The organism is Pectobacterium odoriferum (assembly GCF_009931295.1).
In the GTDB taxonomy this organism is placed as follows: Bacteria; Pseudomonadota; Gammaproteobacteria; order Enterobacterales; family Enterobacteriaceae; genus Pectobacterium; species Pectobacterium odoriferum.
Genome location: NZ_CP034938.1, coordinates 333,315 through 349,328, shown reverse-complemented (window position 1 = coordinate 349,328; position 16,014 = coordinate 333,315). Strand labels below are relative to the sequence as shown.

Annotated in this window: 17 protein-coding genes; 13 read left to right on the top strand and 4 right to left on the bottom strand. The window is 53.5% G+C overall.

Annotated elements, in window-relative coordinates; genetic code table 11:
• Positions 1 to 3: 3 nt before the first annotated feature.
• Positions 4 to 816 carry a phospholipid ABC transporter ATP-binding protein MlaF gene (gene mlaF, locus EO763_RS01550; protein ID WP_039493064.1) on the bottom strand — a complete coding sequence of 271 codons (813 nt, stop codon included), beginning with the start codon at positions 814 to 816 and terminating at the stop codon, positions 4 to 6.
• Positions 817 to 1,301: 485 nt separating this feature from the next.
• Here mlaF and EO763_RS01545 point away from each other — a divergent pair, with 485 nt between their 5' ends.
• From EO763_RS01545 to rnk, 12 genes are all read left to right on the top strand, one after another.
• Entirely contained in the window at positions 1,302 to 2,267 is a 966-nt protein-coding gene (locus tag EO763_RS01545) for a calcium/sodium antiporter (protein ID WP_161527859.1), read from the top strand.
• Between the two features lie 39 nt (positions 2,268 to 2,306).
• Positions 2,307 to 3,380 (top strand): arabinose-5-phosphate isomerase KdsD, encoded by a 1,074-nt coding sequence (gene kdsD, locus EO763_RS01540; RefSeq protein WP_161527858.1) that lies wholly within the window; start codon positions 2,307 to 2,309, stop codon positions 3,378 to 3,380.
• Between the two features lie 19 nt (positions 3,381 to 3,399).
• Entirely contained in the window at positions 3,400 to 3,966 is a 567-nt protein-coding gene (kdsC, locus tag EO763_RS01535) for a 3-deoxy-manno-octulosonate-8-phosphatase KdsC (protein ID WP_010296644.1), read from the top strand.
• Positions 3,963 to 4,529, top strand: a complete 567-nt coding sequence (lptC, locus tag EO763_RS01530; RefSeq protein ID WP_039493069.1) for an LPS export ABC transporter periplasmic protein LptC — start codon at positions 3,963 to 3,965, stop codon at positions 4,527 to 4,529. Before kdsC ends, lptC begins: the two co-directional genes overlap by 4 nt.
• The gene (gene lptA / locus EO763_RS01525; RefSeq protein WP_039493071.1) at positions 4,510 to 5,082 is read left to right on the top strand and encodes a lipopolysaccharide ABC transporter substrate-binding protein LptA; all 573 of its coding nucleotides are present in this window, start codon (positions 4,510 to 4,512) and stop codon (positions 5,080 to 5,082) included. The genes lptC and lptA overlap by 20 nt, the downstream gene beginning before the upstream one ends.
• 3 nt (positions 5,083 to 5,085) lie before the next feature.
• Entirely contained in the window at positions 5,086 to 5,811 is a 726-nt protein-coding gene (gene lptB, locus EO763_RS01520) for an LPS export ABC transporter ATP-binding protein (RefSeq protein ID WP_010296638.1), read from the top strand.
• Positions 5,812 to 5,860: 49 nt separating this feature from the next.
• On the top strand, positions 5,861 to 7,294 hold the full coding sequence (gene rpoN / locus EO763_RS01515) for an RNA polymerase factor sigma-54 (protein ID WP_161527857.1): 1,434 nt from the start codon (positions 5,861 to 5,863) through the stop codon (positions 7,292 to 7,294).
• Between the two features lie 23 nt (positions 7,295 to 7,317).
• A complete protein-coding gene (gene hpf / locus EO763_RS01510; RefSeq protein WP_039354590.1) occupies positions 7,318 to 7,605 on the top strand; it encodes a ribosome hibernation promoting factor in 288 nt (95 codons plus the stop codon).
• Between the two features lie 96 nt (positions 7,606 to 7,701).
• The gene (gene ptsN, locus EO763_RS01505) at positions 7,702 to 8,175 is read left to right on the top strand and encodes a PTS IIA-like nitrogen regulatory protein PtsN (protein WP_039279069.1); all 474 of its coding nucleotides are present in this window, start codon (positions 7,702 to 7,704) and stop codon (positions 8,173 to 8,175) included.
• Between the two features lie 160 nt (positions 8,176 to 8,335).
• The gene (gene rapZ / locus EO763_RS01500; RefSeq protein WP_010296630.1) at positions 8,336 to 9,193 is read left to right on the top strand and encodes an RNase adapter RapZ; all 858 of its coding nucleotides are present in this window, start codon (positions 8,336 to 8,338) and stop codon (positions 9,191 to 9,193) included.
• Positions 9,194 to 9,224: 31 nt separating this feature from the next.
• Positions 9,225 to 9,497: a PTS phosphocarrier protein NPr gene (gene npr / locus EO763_RS01495; protein ID WP_010296626.1), complete on the top strand. Its 273-nt coding sequence runs from the start codon at positions 9,225 to 9,227 to the stop codon at positions 9,495 to 9,497.
• Positions 9,498 to 9,669: 172 nt separating this feature from the next.
• Positions 9,670 to 10,080 (top strand): nucleoside diphosphate kinase regulator, encoded by a 411-nt coding sequence (gene rnk, locus EO763_RS01490; protein ID WP_039493076.1) that lies wholly within the window; start codon positions 9,670 to 9,672, stop codon positions 10,078 to 10,080.
• Between the two features lie 64 nt (positions 10,081 to 10,144).
• Here rnk and pmbA read toward each other — a convergent pair whose 3' ends face one another.
• Positions 10,145 to 11,485: a metalloprotease PmbA gene (gene pmbA / locus EO763_RS01485; RefSeq protein WP_161527856.1), complete on the bottom strand. Its 1,341-nt coding sequence runs from the start codon at positions 11,483 to 11,485 to the stop codon at positions 10,145 to 10,147.
• Between the two features lie 293 nt (positions 11,486 to 11,778).
• On the opposite strand from pmbA, the gene yjgA reads away from it, so the two are divergent.
• On the top strand, positions 11,779 to 12,330 hold the full coding sequence (gene yjgA, locus EO763_RS01480) for a ribosome biogenesis factor YjgA (protein ID WP_010296620.1): 552 nt from the start codon (positions 11,779 to 11,781) through the stop codon (positions 12,328 to 12,330).
• A 97-nt stretch (positions 12,331 to 12,427) separates the two neighbouring features.
• Here the strand turns inward: yjgA and EO763_RS01475 are convergent, their stop codons facing one another.
• Both EO763_RS01475 and aaeB read right to left on the bottom strand, forming a co-directional pair.
• Positions 12,428 to 13,882 (bottom strand): NAD-dependent succinate-semialdehyde dehydrogenase, encoded by a 1,455-nt coding sequence (locus EO763_RS01475; protein ID WP_103971340.1) that lies wholly within the window; start codon positions 13,880 to 13,882, stop codon positions 12,428 to 12,430.
• 139 nt (positions 13,883 to 14,021) lie between these two features.
• A complete protein-coding gene (aaeB, locus tag EO763_RS01470; RefSeq protein ID WP_161530317.1) occupies positions 14,022 to 16,010 on the bottom strand; it encodes a p-hydroxybenzoic acid efflux pump subunit AaeB in 1,989 nt (662 codons plus the stop codon).
• Positions 16,011 to 16,014: the final 4 nt, after the last annotated feature.

Genomic DNA, 16,014 nt, shown 5'->3' with positions numbered 1-16,014 from the left:
GCGTTAACCCCCTGAACCTAGCAGCGACGTTTTATAGTCACCTGCTGGAAAACGGAAAGGCACTGGCCCGTCGGCGATACCATCCAGGAACTGACGAACCTGCGGGTCATTGTTCGCCCTCAGTTCATCCGCCGTTCCTTCAGCCACCACCCGCTTGTCGGCCACGATATAGGCGTAATCGGCGATGCTCATCACCTCTGGCACATCGTGAGAAACCACAATGCAGGTCACGCCCAACGCATGGTTCAGCTCGTCGATGAGCTTAACCAGCGTCCCCAGTGTGATCGGATCCTGCCCGACAAAAGGCTCATCAAACATAATCAACTGCGGGTCGAGCGCGATGGCTCTCGCCAGCGCCGCACGTCGCGCCATGCCGCCGGAAAGCTCCGCTGGCATCAGCTCGGCGGCTCCACGTAACCCCACGGCTTCCAGTTTCATCATCACGATGCTACGCAGCAGGGATTCCGGCAGTCGGGTATGTTCGCGCAGCGGCCAGGCGACATTATCAAACACGTTCAAATCGGTGAATAACGCGCCGGACTGAAACAACATGCTCATTTTCTTGCGCGCGTTGTACAGTTCACTGCGCGACAGCGTCGGGATATTCTCGCCATCAAACCAGATTTCACCGCTGTCCGGCGGTAGCTGCCCGCCAATCAGGCGCAGCAATGTGGTTTTACCGATACCGGAAGGCCCCATGATCGCAGTGACCTTACCTTTAGGCACATTCAGCGTGATGTCTGTAAAAATCTCTCGCTCTCCGCGCCGAAAGCTAAGACCACGGATCTCGACCAGATTAGTTGCCTCATGGTTCATTGTTTCCATTCCTTACCCATCAGTACGCTCATAAAGAGGTCTTTTCACTCCAGCCTAACGGCTGGCTTGCATCAAGGTGCGAGTTTTACAAAAACTTACCGTAAGTTCTTGTCCAAAATGGCGGCACAAACCGTTACTGGGTTTTACTTATCGCGACAGGTTTTACTTTTTCGCCCAGCACCGTCAGAATTAGCACTCATCACAGAAAATGCTTTTTGTGCGAAAATCGTCCAAAAATACTGACTTATTCGACAACAGGCCGGTGATTATACACTAAATAATTCGAGTTGCAGGAAGGCGGCGACGCAGCGATAAACTCGTCAAAGACGAATTTGAGCAGCCAAAGGCTGACCTCTGGTGAGAGACAATATGTCTCTCATTCATCCCCAGGAGCTTACATCAGTAAGTGACTGGGGTGAGAGAGAAAAGCCAACGCACATGCAGCTTGAAGTATGACGGGTATATATCCTATTAAAGGACGCTGCATGCTTTTTGCAACACTACTCTTGTTCGTTGGTTTGCTATTACTGGTTTACGGTGCCGATCGTCTTGTCTATGGTGCCGCCGTGCTTGCGCGTTCTCTTGGCTTACCTCCTTTCGTTATCGGCATCACCATTGTCGGCTTCGGCACCTCGCTACCGGAGTTGATCGTTTCGGTTACTGCCGCGTTGAACGATCAGAACGATATGGCCGTCGGTAATGTTCTGGGATCCAATATCACCAATATTTTACTCATTCTCGGCAGCGCGGCACTCATTCGCCCGCTAACGGTACATTCGGCCATTCTGCGCCGGGAATTGCCGCTCATGTTGTCCGTCACTTTATTGTGTGGCGTTTTACTGCATGATAGCTACCTGAGCCGCACCGACGGCATAATGCTGCTCTCTGCCGCCATTCTGTGTCTGGTGTTGATACTTCGCATGTCACAACAGGCGCAGCGGGAAGGCGGCGATAGCCTGACTCGCGAACAGCTAGCAGAACTCCCGCAGGATGACAGTAACCAAATGGTCGCCGTGCTGTGGTTGATTCTCGGCATGATTATTTTACCCATGGCCGCCCGTATGGTGGTGGATAACGCCACCGTCATTGCACGCTACTTCAACGTCAGCGAGTTGACGATCGGGCTGACTATATTGGCGATCGGCACCAGCCTGCCTGAGCTTGCTACTGCCATCGTCGGGACGCTGAAAAAAGAAGATGATATTGCGCTGGGCAACCTGATTGGCTCGAACATTTTTAATATCGCGATTGTTCTGGGCGTACCTGCTCTGCTCTCGCCGGGCGCCCTGAACCCTCAGGTTTTTCAGCGCGACTATTGGGTCATGCTGGCGGCAAGCGTGCTGTTAACCGCACTGTGCCTCAGCAAAAAACGCCGTATAGGGCAGGGCGCAGGCGCATTATTATGCTGCGCGTTTATTGTCTACCTTACGGTGTTGTTATGTTTTTCATAAAAAGTTGTTCCGTTTTTCATCATAATCAGGACTATTGGTATGTCACAGTTTGAACAAGATGCTCACCTAAAACAGCAGTCTGACCGTGCACTATCCGATCATGCACCACAAGCCGATCACACGCGGCAAAAGGCTCATGAACTACCAGCCGATTTCGATTTCCAGCAGGCGGGCAAGCAGGTACTGAGTATCGAACGCGATGGGCTTGCGCAATTAGACCAGTACATTGATGACAATTTTACCCTCGCCTGCAAAAAGATATTTCACTGCGAGGGCAAAGTGGTGGTGATGGGGATGGGCAAATCTGGCCACATCGGCTGCAAGATTGCCGCGACCTTCGCCAGCACTGGTACGCCTGCTTTTTTTGTTCATCCCGGTGAAGCCAGCCACGGTGACCTCGGCATGGTGACGCCGCACGATATCGTGATCGCCATTTCCAACTCTGGCGAGTCCCATGAAATTCTGTCGCTAATTCCCGTTCTGAAACGCCAGAAAGTGTTCCTGATCTGTATGACCAGCGCACCGGAAAGTACGATGGGGAAAACGGCGGATATTCACCTGTGTGTTCATGTCCCACAGGAAGCCTGCCCGCTCGGCCTGGCGCCCACCTCCAGCACCACCGCGACGCTGGTCATGGGAGATGCGCTGGCCGTAGCCTTGTTACAGGCACGCGGCTTTACCGCAGAAGATTTCGCCCTTTCTCACCCCGGTGGCGCACTCGGCCGCAAACTTTTACTGCGCGTCAGCGATATCATGCATTCGGGCGACGAAATTCCCCATGTCCCACACAATGCCTCATTACGTGATGCCCTGGTGGAAATTACGCGCAAAAATCTGGGTATGACGGTAATCTGCGAGGCGGATATGAAAATTCAGGGCATCTTTACCGATGGTGACCTGCGCCGCATCTTCGACATGAATATTGACTTGAACAGCGCGCGCATTGCTGATGTGATGACCGCAGGCGGCATCCGGGTCGCACCGCAAACGCTGGCAGTGGATGCACTTAACCTGATGCAGTCGCGCCACATCACCTCAGTGCTGGTGGCAGAAAACGATCGTCTGGTCGGGATCGTCCATATGCACGATATGCTGCGGGCTGGCGTGGTTTAAAAAGAAAGGATGATAGTGAATGAGTGAAGTCAGGGCGCAAACCGATACCTGCTATGGGCCTGTCGATCAACAGGTACTGGATAAAGCCCGTGAGGTTCGCCTGTTAATCTGCGACGTTGACGGTGTGATGTCCGATGGTCTGATTTATATGGGCAACCACGGCGAAGAGCTGAAAGCCTTTAACGTCCGCGATGGCTATGGTATTCGCTGCTTGCTGACCTCTGATATTGAGGTTGCCATCATTACCGGGCGTTCAGCAAAATTGCTGGAAGATCGGTGTAAAACGCTGGGCATTAACCATCTTTATCAGGGGCAATCGGATAAGGTTTTGGCCTTCAACGATCTGTTGGATAAACTGTCAGTAACGGCAAATCAGGTGGCGTATATCGGCGACGATATGATCGACTGGCCAGTAATGGCACAGGTCGGGCTGAGCGTTGCCGTAGCTGATGCTCATCCGCTGTTATTGCCGCGCGCAGATTATGTCACCCGCATTGCGGGAGGCCGTGGCGCCGTACGTGAGCTGTGTGATTTGATTCTGTTCTCGCAGGACAAGCTGGAGCATGCCAAAGGGTTGTCAATATGAGTAAAACCAAGCGTTGGCTCACCGCTTTTCTGGCTCTGTTGGTGCTTATTCTCATCGGCTGGAATATTGCGGATGAGGACACGGTAGCAGCACCGGATGCAAACGACCCCGCCGTGCCGGTTTATACCAGCGAAAAGACCAACACGCAGGTATACAGCCCCGCTGGTAAGCTGAGCTACAGACTGATTTCGGAAAAAGCGGAGTATTTCAACGACGAGCAGTTGAGCTGGTTTACGACTCCCGTTGCCACGCTGTTCAATGAACAGGGCACGGCAACCTGGTCAGTACGCGCCGATCGCGCCAAGCTGACAAAAGACAAGATGCTCTATCTGTACGGCAACGTTGAGGTGAATAGCCTAGCGAAAGACACACAGCTTCAGCGCATCACAACGAATAATGCCCAGGTGAATCTGGTCACACAGGACGTCTCTTCCGATGATGAAGTCACCCTGTACGGTGCCAGCTTTACCTCAAGCGGAATGAAAATGCGCGGGAATCTGCGTAACAAAACGGCCGAGTTGATCGAAAAGGTAAAAACCTCTTATGAAATCCAAAACCAATAATCTCATGCGTAACACCCTGATCGCCAGCTCGCTGTTCGCCGTCAGCATTTCCGCCTTTGCCGTTACCGGCGATAGCAACCAACCTATTCGCATAGATTCAGCACAGCAATCTCTGGACATGCAGGGCAACACGGTGACGTTCACTGGTAATGTTGTCGTGAAGCAAGGGACGATTGAAGTAAAAGCCGACAAGGTCGTCGTGACGCGTCCACAGGGCACGCAAGGCAGTGAAGTGGTGGAAGGTTACGGCAACCCCGTGACGTTCTACCAGATGCAGGACAACGGCAAGCCGGTAAAAGGTCACGCGCAGAAAATCCGCTACGAGCTGGCCACTGACTTTCTGGTGCTGACAGGCAATGCCTATCTGGAACAGCAGGACAGCAATGTCAAAGGCGATCGCATCACTTATCTGGTGAAACAGCAGCAGATGGAAGCGACCAGCGACAAAGGAAAACGCGTGACAACGGTGTTGGTCCCTTCTCAGCTTCAGGAGAAAGAGAACAAAAGCCAGCCTTCTCGTTCTCAGCAACCGCAACCACGGGTCACTGAATAAGTTATGGCAACATTAACCGCAGAAAATCTAGCCAAGGCGTACAAAGGCCGCAAAGTCGTGGAAAACGTCAGCCTCACCGTGAATTCTGGTGAAATCGTCGGCCTGCTCGGGCCGAACGGTGCCGGCAAAACGACAACGTTCTACATGGTGGTGGGCATCGTCCCGCGTGATGAAGGACGCATCGTCATTGACGACGATGACATCAGCCTGCTTCCTTTGCACGAACGTGCGCTGCGCGGCATCGGCTATCTCCCGCAGGAAGCCTCTATCTTCCGCCGCTTAAGCGTTTATGACAATCTGATGGCGGTGTTACAGATCCGTAAAGATCTGACGACCGAACAGCAGGAAGATCGTGCCAATGAGCTAATGGAAGAATTCCATATTATTCATTTGCGCGATAGTCTGGGACAATCGCTGTCCGGTGGAGAAAGACGCCGCGTAGAGATTGCGCGTGCGCTGGCAGCGAATCCGAAGTTCATCCTGCTGGATGAACCGTTTGCGGGCGTAGACCCGATCTCCGTACTGGATATTAAAAAAATCATTGAGCATCTGCGTGACAGCGGGCTTGGCGTGTTGATTACCGATCATAACGTCCGCGAAACGCTTGATGTCTGTGAACGAGCCTACATCGTGAGTCAGGGTAACCTGATCGCCCACGGTTCACCGACCGATATTCTGGCCGATGAACAGGTAAAACGCGTGTATCTGGGCGAAGGCTTCCGACTCTGATAGGGTAATATTTTATCTTTGCAGTACTTATGGGACGTTAGCGCGATTTATGAAGCAAGGTTTGCAACTCAGGCTTAGCCAGCAACTGGCCATGACCCCACAGCTCCAACAGGCGATCCGCCTGTTGCAACTGTCCACGCTTGAATTGCAACAGGAGATTCAACTGGCGTTAGAAAGTAATCCGTTGCTCGAACAAACGGATCAGCACGACGAAATCGAGTCATTTGAAAAGGCAGACAGCGATTCGCTGGATACCGGTGAAGCCCTTGAACAAAGAGATATGCCGGAAGAATTGCCGCTCGATGCCACCTGGGATGAAATCTACTCCGCAGGCACACCGTCGGGCACCGGCACCGACTATCGCGATGAAGAACTGCCTATTTATCAAGGCGAAACCACGCAAACGCTTCAGGATTACCTGATGTGGCAGGTTGAGTTGACGCCGTTTTCCGACACCGACGCGGCTATCGCGACCTCTATCGTCGATGCAGTGGACAACACCGGCTACCTGACCGTACCGCTACAAGACATTCTTGACAGCATCGGTGACGACGACGTGACGCTGGAAGAAGTTGAAGCCGTACTCAAACGCGTGCAGCGCTTCGATCCCGTTGGCGTCGCCGCCCGCGACCTGCGCGATTGTCTGCTAGTGCAGCTTTCTCAGTTCGCCGATAACACGCCACGCCTGACCGAAGCGCGCCTGATCGTCAGCGATCATCTCGATCTGTTAGCCAACCATGATTTCCGCAGCCTGATCCGCATCACGCGCCTGAAAGAAGAGGTGCTGAAAGAAGCACTGGCGCTGATCCAATCGCTCGATCCCCGTCCAGGGCAATCGATCAACACGGGTGAATCCGAATACGTCATCCCTGACGTGCTGGTACGTAAAGTTCAGGGAATCTGGTCCGTTGAACTGAACACCGACAGCGTTCCCCGTTTGCAGATTAATCAGCAATACGCTGCGCTGGGCAACAGCGCACGCAACGACAGCGACGGACAGTTCATCCGCAGCAATCTGCAAGAAGCGCGTTGGCTCATCAAAAGCCTGGAAAGTCGCAATGACACGCTGCTGAAGGTGACACGCTGTATCGTCGAGCAGCAGCAGGATTTCTTCGAGCAGGGCGAAGAATTCATGAAGCCCATGGTACTGGCAGACATCGCGCAGGCGGTGGATATGCATGAATCCACCATCTCACGCGTGACGACACAAAAGTTCCTGCACAGCCCACGCGGCATTTTTGAGCTAAAATATTTCTTCTCCAGCCACGTTAATACCGATAGCGGCGGAGAAGCGTCGTCAACGGCAATCCGCGCGTTGGTGAAAAAGCTTATTGCAGCGGAAAACCCCGTGAAGCCACTGAGCGATAGCAAGCTGACAGCGCTGCTCTCCGATCAAGGCATCATCGTGGCGCGTCGAACCGTTGCAAAATACCGAGAGTCTTTATCTATCCCACCATCGAATCAGCGTAAACAACTGATTTGATCTCAACAGAGAAGGAAGACACTATGCAGCTCAACATTACCGGACACCATATCGATATCACTGAACCACTGCGTGATTTTGTGAATGGCAAGTTTGCCAAATTAGAGCAGTATTTTGACCGGATTAATCAGGTCAATGTGGTATTGAGAGTGGAAAAAGTTCAGCAAATTGCCGAGGCCACGCTCCACGTTAATGGCGGCGAGCTGCATGCAACCTCAGAGGCGGAAGATATGTACGCCGCGATAGATTTATTGATCGATAAGCTGGCGAGACAGCTCAATAAGCATAAAGATAAACTCAAGCAGCACTAATTTTCTCCTTTGCCGTTTGGCAAAGGAACAAACTCGGCCCATCCATCGGGTGGGTCGGGATCACCAGAAGTGAAAGCGTCGTTAAGTGAAAATAAAATGAACCACGATCCCGTATTGCAGCTCAGCACCGTATTACGTCCTGAGTGCACCCGAAGCACCGTCCACTGCCAGAGTAAGAAACGGGCATTGGAAATTATCAGTGAGCTCGCCGCCAGGCAGCTTAACATTCCTTCGCAGATTATCTTTGATGCCATCCTGACCCGAGAGCGGATGGGCAGCACGGGAATCGGCGGCGGCATTGCCATTCCCCACGGCAAGTTGGAAGACGATAATGCGCTGGGCGCCATCGGTGTTTTCATCCAGTTAGAGCAACCGATCGCTTTCGATGCCATTGATAATCAGGCCGTTGATCTGCTTTTTGCCTTGCTGGTTCCGGCGGAACAATGTAAAACCCATTTGCATACCCTGTCGCTTGTTGCCAAGCGGCTGGCGGATAAAACGGTTTGCCGACGCCTGCGTGCAGCGCAAAGCGATGAAGAGCTGTACCAGATTATGACGGAAGCTGGTTAAGCCGGATGGTTGTCATGTTCACGATGACGGGCGATTCGCGGTGGATTCAGAGAATGCTTGCAATCCATGCGCTAAGCCGTCATTTTTTTAGCTATACATCACTTTATAAAAACAGTGGCAATGAAAATTCGCCATCACGTTGCCAGAGGGGAGTCGTCAGATGGTGCTGATGATTGTCAGTGGTCGCTCAGGTTCAGGGAAATCTGTCGCCCTGCGCGCACTGGAAGATATGGGGTTCTACTGCGTAGATAACCTGCCAGTGGTTCTACTGCCAGAACTGGCTAATACGCTTGCGGCACGTAACATTTCCGCAGCAGTCAGCATTGACGTGCGCAATATGCCGGAATCCCCAGAGATCTTCGAGCATGCCATGGAGCAACTGCCACCCAGCTTCTCGCCTCAACTGCTGTTTCTGGATGCCGATCGCAATACGCTGATTCGTCGCTACAGCGACACCCGTCGCCTTCACCCGCTCTCCAGCAAGAATCTGTCACTGGAAAGCGCCATTGATGAAGAAAGCGACCTACTGGAGCCGCTGCGTTCACGTGCCGATCTGATTATCGACACCTCAGAGATGTCGGTACATGAGCTGGCCGAAATGCTGCGTACCCGACTACTCGGCAAGCGAGAACGCGAGCTCACGATGGTGTTCGAATCGTTCGGCTTCAAGCACGGCATCCCTATTGATGCGGATTACGTCTTTGACGTACGTTTCCTGCCGAACCCGCACTGGGATCCGAAACTGCGCCCGATGACCGGCCTGGATAAGCCCGTTGCGTCTTTCCTCGACAGGCATACCGAAGTTCACAACTTTATCTACCAGACTCGCAGCTATCTGGAACTGTGGCTGCCGATGCTGGAAACCAATAACCGCAGCTATCTGACTGTCGCCATTGGCTGTACCGGCGGCAAACACCGTTCCGTCTACGTTGCTGAACAGCTGGCAGACTACTTCCGCTCACGCGGTAAGAACGTACAGTCACGCCACCGTACGCTGGAAAAACGTAAACCCTCGTAATAGTCAGCAAACCAGTACAGTCAGGTAATCTATGACAGTTCGGCAAACGGTTGAAATCAAAAACAAGCTGGGCATGCACGCTCGCCCAGCCATGAAGTTGTTCGAGCTGGTACAGAGCTTTGATGCAGAAGTGATACTGCGTAATGACAGCGGCACCGAAGCCGAAGCCAGCAGCGTGATTGCCATGCTGATGCTGGACTCGGCCAAAGGGCGTCTCATTGAGGTGGAAGCCACTGGCCCGGATGAAGAACAGGCGCTTGCCGCCGTCATCGGGCTGTTCGAAGCCGGGTTCGACGAAGACTAGCTATTTCCTTAGCAGACTATATACAGACCTTCGTGACAAGGATCGCTTCACTTTCCCTTCCGAACCTCCTACTATCTATCTATATAAATCATAATATTTTCTTATACCCCCTGCTCCTTTGGGCGCGGGGGGTTATTTTTATATCATCTGAAAATACCAACTGGAGAGGAGTATGACGAAACCTAACCTGACAATCAGTGAACTGGATGCAGAACGTCTGGATAAGTTATTGGAGCAGCCCGCCTTTGCGGACAGCGATATCGCACAGGCGTTGAATGAGGAGCTGGATCGGGCGGACATTCTGCCTTCGGCATCGATTCCCTCACATGTCGTCACCATGAATAGTCGGGTGCGTTTCCGCGATCTGAATACCAACGAAGAGCACATCCGCACGCTGGTTTATCCAGCCGCAGTGAAGGACAGCAAAGAACCGCTGTCGGTGATGGCTCCGCTGGGTGCGGCACTATTGGGAATGCATGTGGGAAATTCTATCACCTGGCAATTGCCAAACGGTGAAGAAACGCGAATTGAAGTACTAGAACTACTCTATCAGCCAGAAGCTGCGGGCGAGTACCACCGCTAAGTCAGAGATAGAGTAACAGCCGTCGGACACTGCCGACGGCGACGGTTACTCACGAAGAGCAGGCTTATTCCCCTGCGATCTTCATCGCTGGCAGCAGAACGGAACCACATTGGATATTGCTTCGGGTTTCGATATCATTCCCCACCGTCACAATATTACGCAGCATGTCTTTCAGGTTACCCGCGATGGTAATCTCGCTGACCGGATATTGAATTTCACCGTTTTCGACCCAAAAACCGGATGCTCCACGGGAATAGTCACCCGTCACACCGCTTACCCCCTGCCCCATCAGTTCGGTCACCAACAGGCCTTTGCCCATCTGTTTCAACATACCGTTGAAATCCAGACCCTGTCCGGCAATCCGCCAGTTATGAATACCCCCAGCATGGCCGGTGCTCTGCATGCCCAGCTTACGCGCGGAGTAGCTTGTCATGAGCCAGGTCTGCAACACGCCAGCCTTCACAATTTCACGCGCCTGCGTCCGCACGCCTTCACTGTCGAACGGCGTAGAGGCCAGCCCTCTCAGCAGATGCGGTTGTTCCTCAATCGTCAGCCACTCCGGCAGAATCTGCTGACCCAGCTTATCCAGCAGGAAAGTGGATTTACGATAAACGCTGCCGCCGCTGATGGCGCCAACCAAATGGCCAAACAGGCCCGTCGCCACTTCCGCAGAGAACATCACCGGAGCCTGCATGGTGGGCAGTTTACGCGGTGACAAGCGGGATAACGTGCGGCGCGCGCACTCTTCGCCTACCCATTCCGGGCTGCGCAAGTCATCCAACGCACGGCCGACGGTATAGGCATAATCCCGCTCCATATCGCCATTCACTTCGGCAATCACACAGCTGGACATGGAGTGACGGCTAGAGCAGTAACTTTTCAGCAGGCCGTGACTATTGCCGAACACCTTCACGCCGTAGTGGCTGTTAAAGCTGCCGCCTTCGGTGTTAGTAATGCGCTTGTCAGCCTGTAACGCCGCCTGCTCTGCGCGAGCGGCTAATTCAATGCCGCGATCCGCATCCAGTTCGGTTGGATGGAACAGATCCAGATCCGGCGCGTCGAACGCCAGAAGATCCCGATCCGCCGGGCCAGCAAAAGGATCGACAGAGGTATAACGCGCAATATCCAGCGCGGCCTGTACGGTACGGGCTATCGCATCCGGGCTGAGATCGGTAGACGATGCACTGCCTTTACGCTGTTGGTGATAAACCGTGATACCCAACGCGCCATCGCTGTTGAATTCAACATTTTCAACCTCACCATAACGGGTACTGACGCTAATGCCCGTCGTTTTTGACACCGCGACTTCTGCCGCATCAGAACCGGCACGCGCCAGTTCCAGCGCCTGAGCCACCGCGAGCTCCAGCGCTTTACGCTGCTCTGCAACCTGAGTAGTTATCGTCATTGTTCTGCCATAATGAGTGGAAGAAAGCTCACCATCATCATCCCCGCAACGAGCACAAAAGGGGCGTATACTCTATACACTTCGCGCAGCCAACACAGGTAACGTGAAGTATGAGGAGTATAAAATGGTGTAGCATAATGCTTTCTAGTCTAACAGGATCTACGGACAATTTCGCACAAAGCCCAAACCTGTTAGTATCAGCCTCTTTTTTCTGGTGGGCACGCTGTTCACCATCCCGGAGCCGCTACACGTAGCGTTACGAATTGCTCCTGGACACTTTTTAGGAGCCAACCATGAAGCAAAAATACGAAGACTGGCTGAACGACGTCCCCGATAACCAAGAAGACGACGAAGATGATGAAATTATCTGGGTCAGCAAAAGTGAAATAAAGCGCGATGCCGAAGCGCTGAAAGATCTCGGCGCGGAACTGGTCGAGCTGGGCAAAAACGCCCTGGAGAAGATCCCGTTGGACGACGATCTGCGTGCGGCAGTGGAACTGGCGCAGCGGATCAAGAAAGAAGGCCGCCGCCGTCAGCTACAGCTGATTGGTAAAATGCTACGCGCCCGCGATCCAGAGCCGATCCAAACCGCGCTGGATAAGCTGAACAACCGTCATAATCAGCAGGTGGCGTTATTCCACAAACTGGAACAACTGCGCGACCGTCTAATTGAAGAGGGTGACGATGTGGTCCCCGATATTCTGGCGCTGTATCCTCACGCTGACCGTCAGCAGTTGCGTTCTCTGGTGCGCAATGCGCAGAAAGAGAAAGCGACGAATAAGCCGCCGAAATCTGCCCGCCAGATCTTCCAGTATCTGCGCGAACTGGCTGAGACCACAGACTAACGGCGATCGTGGGATGAGGAGTCTACCTCACTCATCCCATGTATTATCGGTAGCTCGTTGAGCCCACGATCCATTCCGATCGTGACAGCATCCCAGATTACAACCCGCCCAAATGCCAGGTTTTCACTTCCAGAAACTCGTCCAGCCCCAAAACAGAGCCTTCGCGGCCTAATCCTGACTCCTTCACACCGCCGAAGGGTGCTAACTCGGTTGAAACCGCGCATTCGTTAATGCCAATCATGCCGCTCTCCAACGCTTCTGCTACGCGGAACACACGCTGCAAATTCTGGCTGTAGAAGTAGGCGGCCAGACCAAATGGCGTATTGTTGGCGCGCTGAATCACCTCTTCTTCCGTTTTGAAACGGAAACAGGGAGCAACCGGACCAAACGTTTCTTCCTGCGCCAGCAGCATCGCTTCGTTGGCATCAACAATCACCGTCGGCTCAAAGAAGCTGTGGCCCAGCTTGTGCCGTTTACCACCAACAAGCGCCTTGCCTCCCTTTTCCACCGCATCATTGACGTGCTTTTCCACCTTCTCAACGGCAGCATCGTCAATCAGTGGACCGAGCACGACGCCGTCATCCATACCGTTGCCGACCTTCAGCTTTTTCACTTCTTCCGCGAGCAGAGAGACAAACTCATCGTAGACGCCATCCTGAATATAAAATCGGTTGGCGCTGACACAAACCTGACCCGCATTGCGGAAGCGGTTAGCGATCGCGCCTTTTACCGCGGCCTGAATATCTGCATCATCAAACACGATATAAGGTGCGTTGCCGCCCAGCTCCATCGACACTTTCTTCATCGTATCTGCGGCGTTGCGCACCAACGTTTTCCCTACTTCTGTCGAACCAGTGAAGGAAATTTTGCGCACTTTATCGCTCGCCATGACGGTATCGCTAATCGCCTGCGTGTCGCCCGCCACGCCGTTGAGCACGCCATCCGGCACACCCGCCTGCTGTGCCAACGCCAACAGCGCAAACGCAGACAGCGGCGTGTTGTTCGCGGGTTTGATGACGCCAGTACATCCCGCGGCCAGCGCTGGCCCCAGCTTACGCGTCAGCATCGCCAGCGGGAAATTCCACGGTGTAATAGCGACAACAACCCCAACGGGTTCACGCGTGGCGTAAATCTTCGATCCGGGTTTCGCAGGCGGAATAATCTCACCGTTAGCCCGTTTTCCCTGCTCAGCAAACCACTGGATGAAATTCGCCGCGTAGACGACTTCACCTTCGGCTTCCTGCACTGGCTTACCCTGCTCAGCGGTCATCAACTCCGCCAGATAGCGTTTATTTTCCAGAATCAGTTCGTACCAGCGATACAGAATTTCAGACCGTTCCTTCGCGGTTTTACGCTTCCAGGCAGGAAAAGCGGCATAGGCGGCGTCAATCGCTGCCTGCGTCTCTTTCTTTCCCGCTTTCGCTACGCTGGCAATCGATTCACCCGTCGCCGGATTCACAACCTCGAAGGTGGTTCCGCTCTGCTGCCATTTCCCCGCAGCAAAGTAGCCGGTTTTAAACAGTTCATGATTCTGCAAATTTTGTCCTGACATCGTGTTACCTCCTGAAAAGGGTCATATTCCATGACGTTATGAGGGAAGTTATGGATAATTCAGTATAGAAGGGATGGGCACGGCCTGCGGCACTCTCGGATTAATCGTTAGTGTTATCGCACCGTCTCGCCCACCGAGGTTAGCTGCTTAGCGCATGCTGATAATCACGCAGAATCCCGGTTAGTCGCCCTACAGGCGCCGTCACGCTCGGGGGAAGTTGCTGCTCTGTCAGCATCTGCTGATAACGTTCAAGCTCGTCCAACAGCTGCGTGAAATAGCGGCTGCGCGTGGTATCACGTCGGGCTGAAATTACCTGCTCCGCGGTTGCACGAATCTGACGATGAAAGGCAGACAGCGCCGCGTCTTGCGGAATATTCAGCGTTCTCAAACGTTGGTGCATGATGATCAACCACAGCGCAAGGCGATACTTGGCTATGTCGTCAGGGAAGCGGCTCAGCAGCAGGAACAGCTGTTGATACAGCGCGGGCAGGTGATTTTCTTTGCGACGCACCGTGTTGGTCGTCAGCGCCGAGACCGCGCCATACACAAAGCGGTTCAACAACGTTCTCCCCGTATGTGCCTTGGTGTTATCCCGGATCAGCAGGATCACCATCAACGCCAGAAAACAGCCGATGATCTGGCCGATCGCGCTGTCCAGAAACTGGCTGATGTTGAACGTCATCGGGTTATCCAGTACCAGAATATTGATCGTGCTAGCCAATGCACCCAGCGAACCCAGCCGACGCTTTTGTACCTCAAGCCCGAGGAAGAAAGCCATCGCTCCCAGACTCAGGCACAGCAGCAGCATGCTTTGCTGCGTTGACGGCAGGATAAACATGAACATCAGTGCACCCAGCGGCAGCGCGTAGATCGTCCCAAAAAGAAAATCCTTCGCCATCATCTGTGGATTCGGCAAACGCATGGCAAGCGACGTCACCACCGCAATCATCACCATACACACACTGCCGGAAGTCCAGCCGGTGCTTAGCCAGAACAGGCAGCCCAGCGCCGTCGCCACGCCAGTGCGTAAACCGTTGATCATGGCATGATGGGTTTCAGCCGAAGGCGCTTTAATTTCCACCTCGCTGTTCAGCACGTCAGCTTCTATCGTATTAATACGCCCGTTAGTCTGTACGCCCTTCGCCAACAGCAGATAGCGCGTTGCCGCGCCAACCCAACTGACCAACGTAGGCGGCACATCACGGCTATCCGCCGCAATCAAGTGGCGTAATGCTTTCACACGGCAATGCACATCGCGGAGCGACTCAACAGGCTGCTCCAGCACCAGTTTCAGGCTGCTTTTTACGGGGGGCGGGACATCCTGCAACATCAGATAGGTTTCACACGCCTGTGTGATCATCGTGAGCGATTGCGTATGCAGCGATGTTAAGCGGCGATTGCTGTTCTGCCAGCGTGAAGACTCCAGCATCAGGCTGCTGTGCATGCCGTTCAGCGCGGTCGTTTTACGCACCAGCGCGTGCCATGCCGCGTCTATCGCTTCTTTCTCCGCCCCGCTCATGCTGAGTTGCAGTAGCCGATACTGATCCACCAGCAGTTCACCGATGCTACGGTCAACATCCTGCTTGATCGAACGTGGCGAAAACAGTAAATCCGCCAAAATGGCACAGACGATGCCCAGCACAATCTCGCTACAGCGTTCCACGGCAAACTGCGGCGTCAGCAACGGCGTTCCCTGCGTCGATACAATAATAATCAGCGCGGTATAACCCGCCAGCCCGAAGATATAGGCGTTTTCGACTTTAACCAGCGAGGAAACCCAGGTGCAAAGCCCTGCCCAAATACAGCACAGCATCAACATCACGACAGGTGCACGAACGGTGGCGATAATGATGACAAGTGCACCGATACAGCCGATAAACGTACCAATAATACGCAGAATACCACGATGACGGATCGCGCCAGAAAACGGTTCACCGCCCGCAGCGAACGCTGGGCCAGCGGCGACAATCGCTGCCGTCAGCACCGACCAGCGCGGCGTTTCCAACTGGAGGTGGAAGCCCAGAAACAGGGACAGCACAATCGCAAAGCTCAGCTTGAAGGCAAAGCGAAAACGCGCAAACTTCGGTGTGGTATAGAATCTGGATACTGTCAACGACGGGGTTTTCATCATC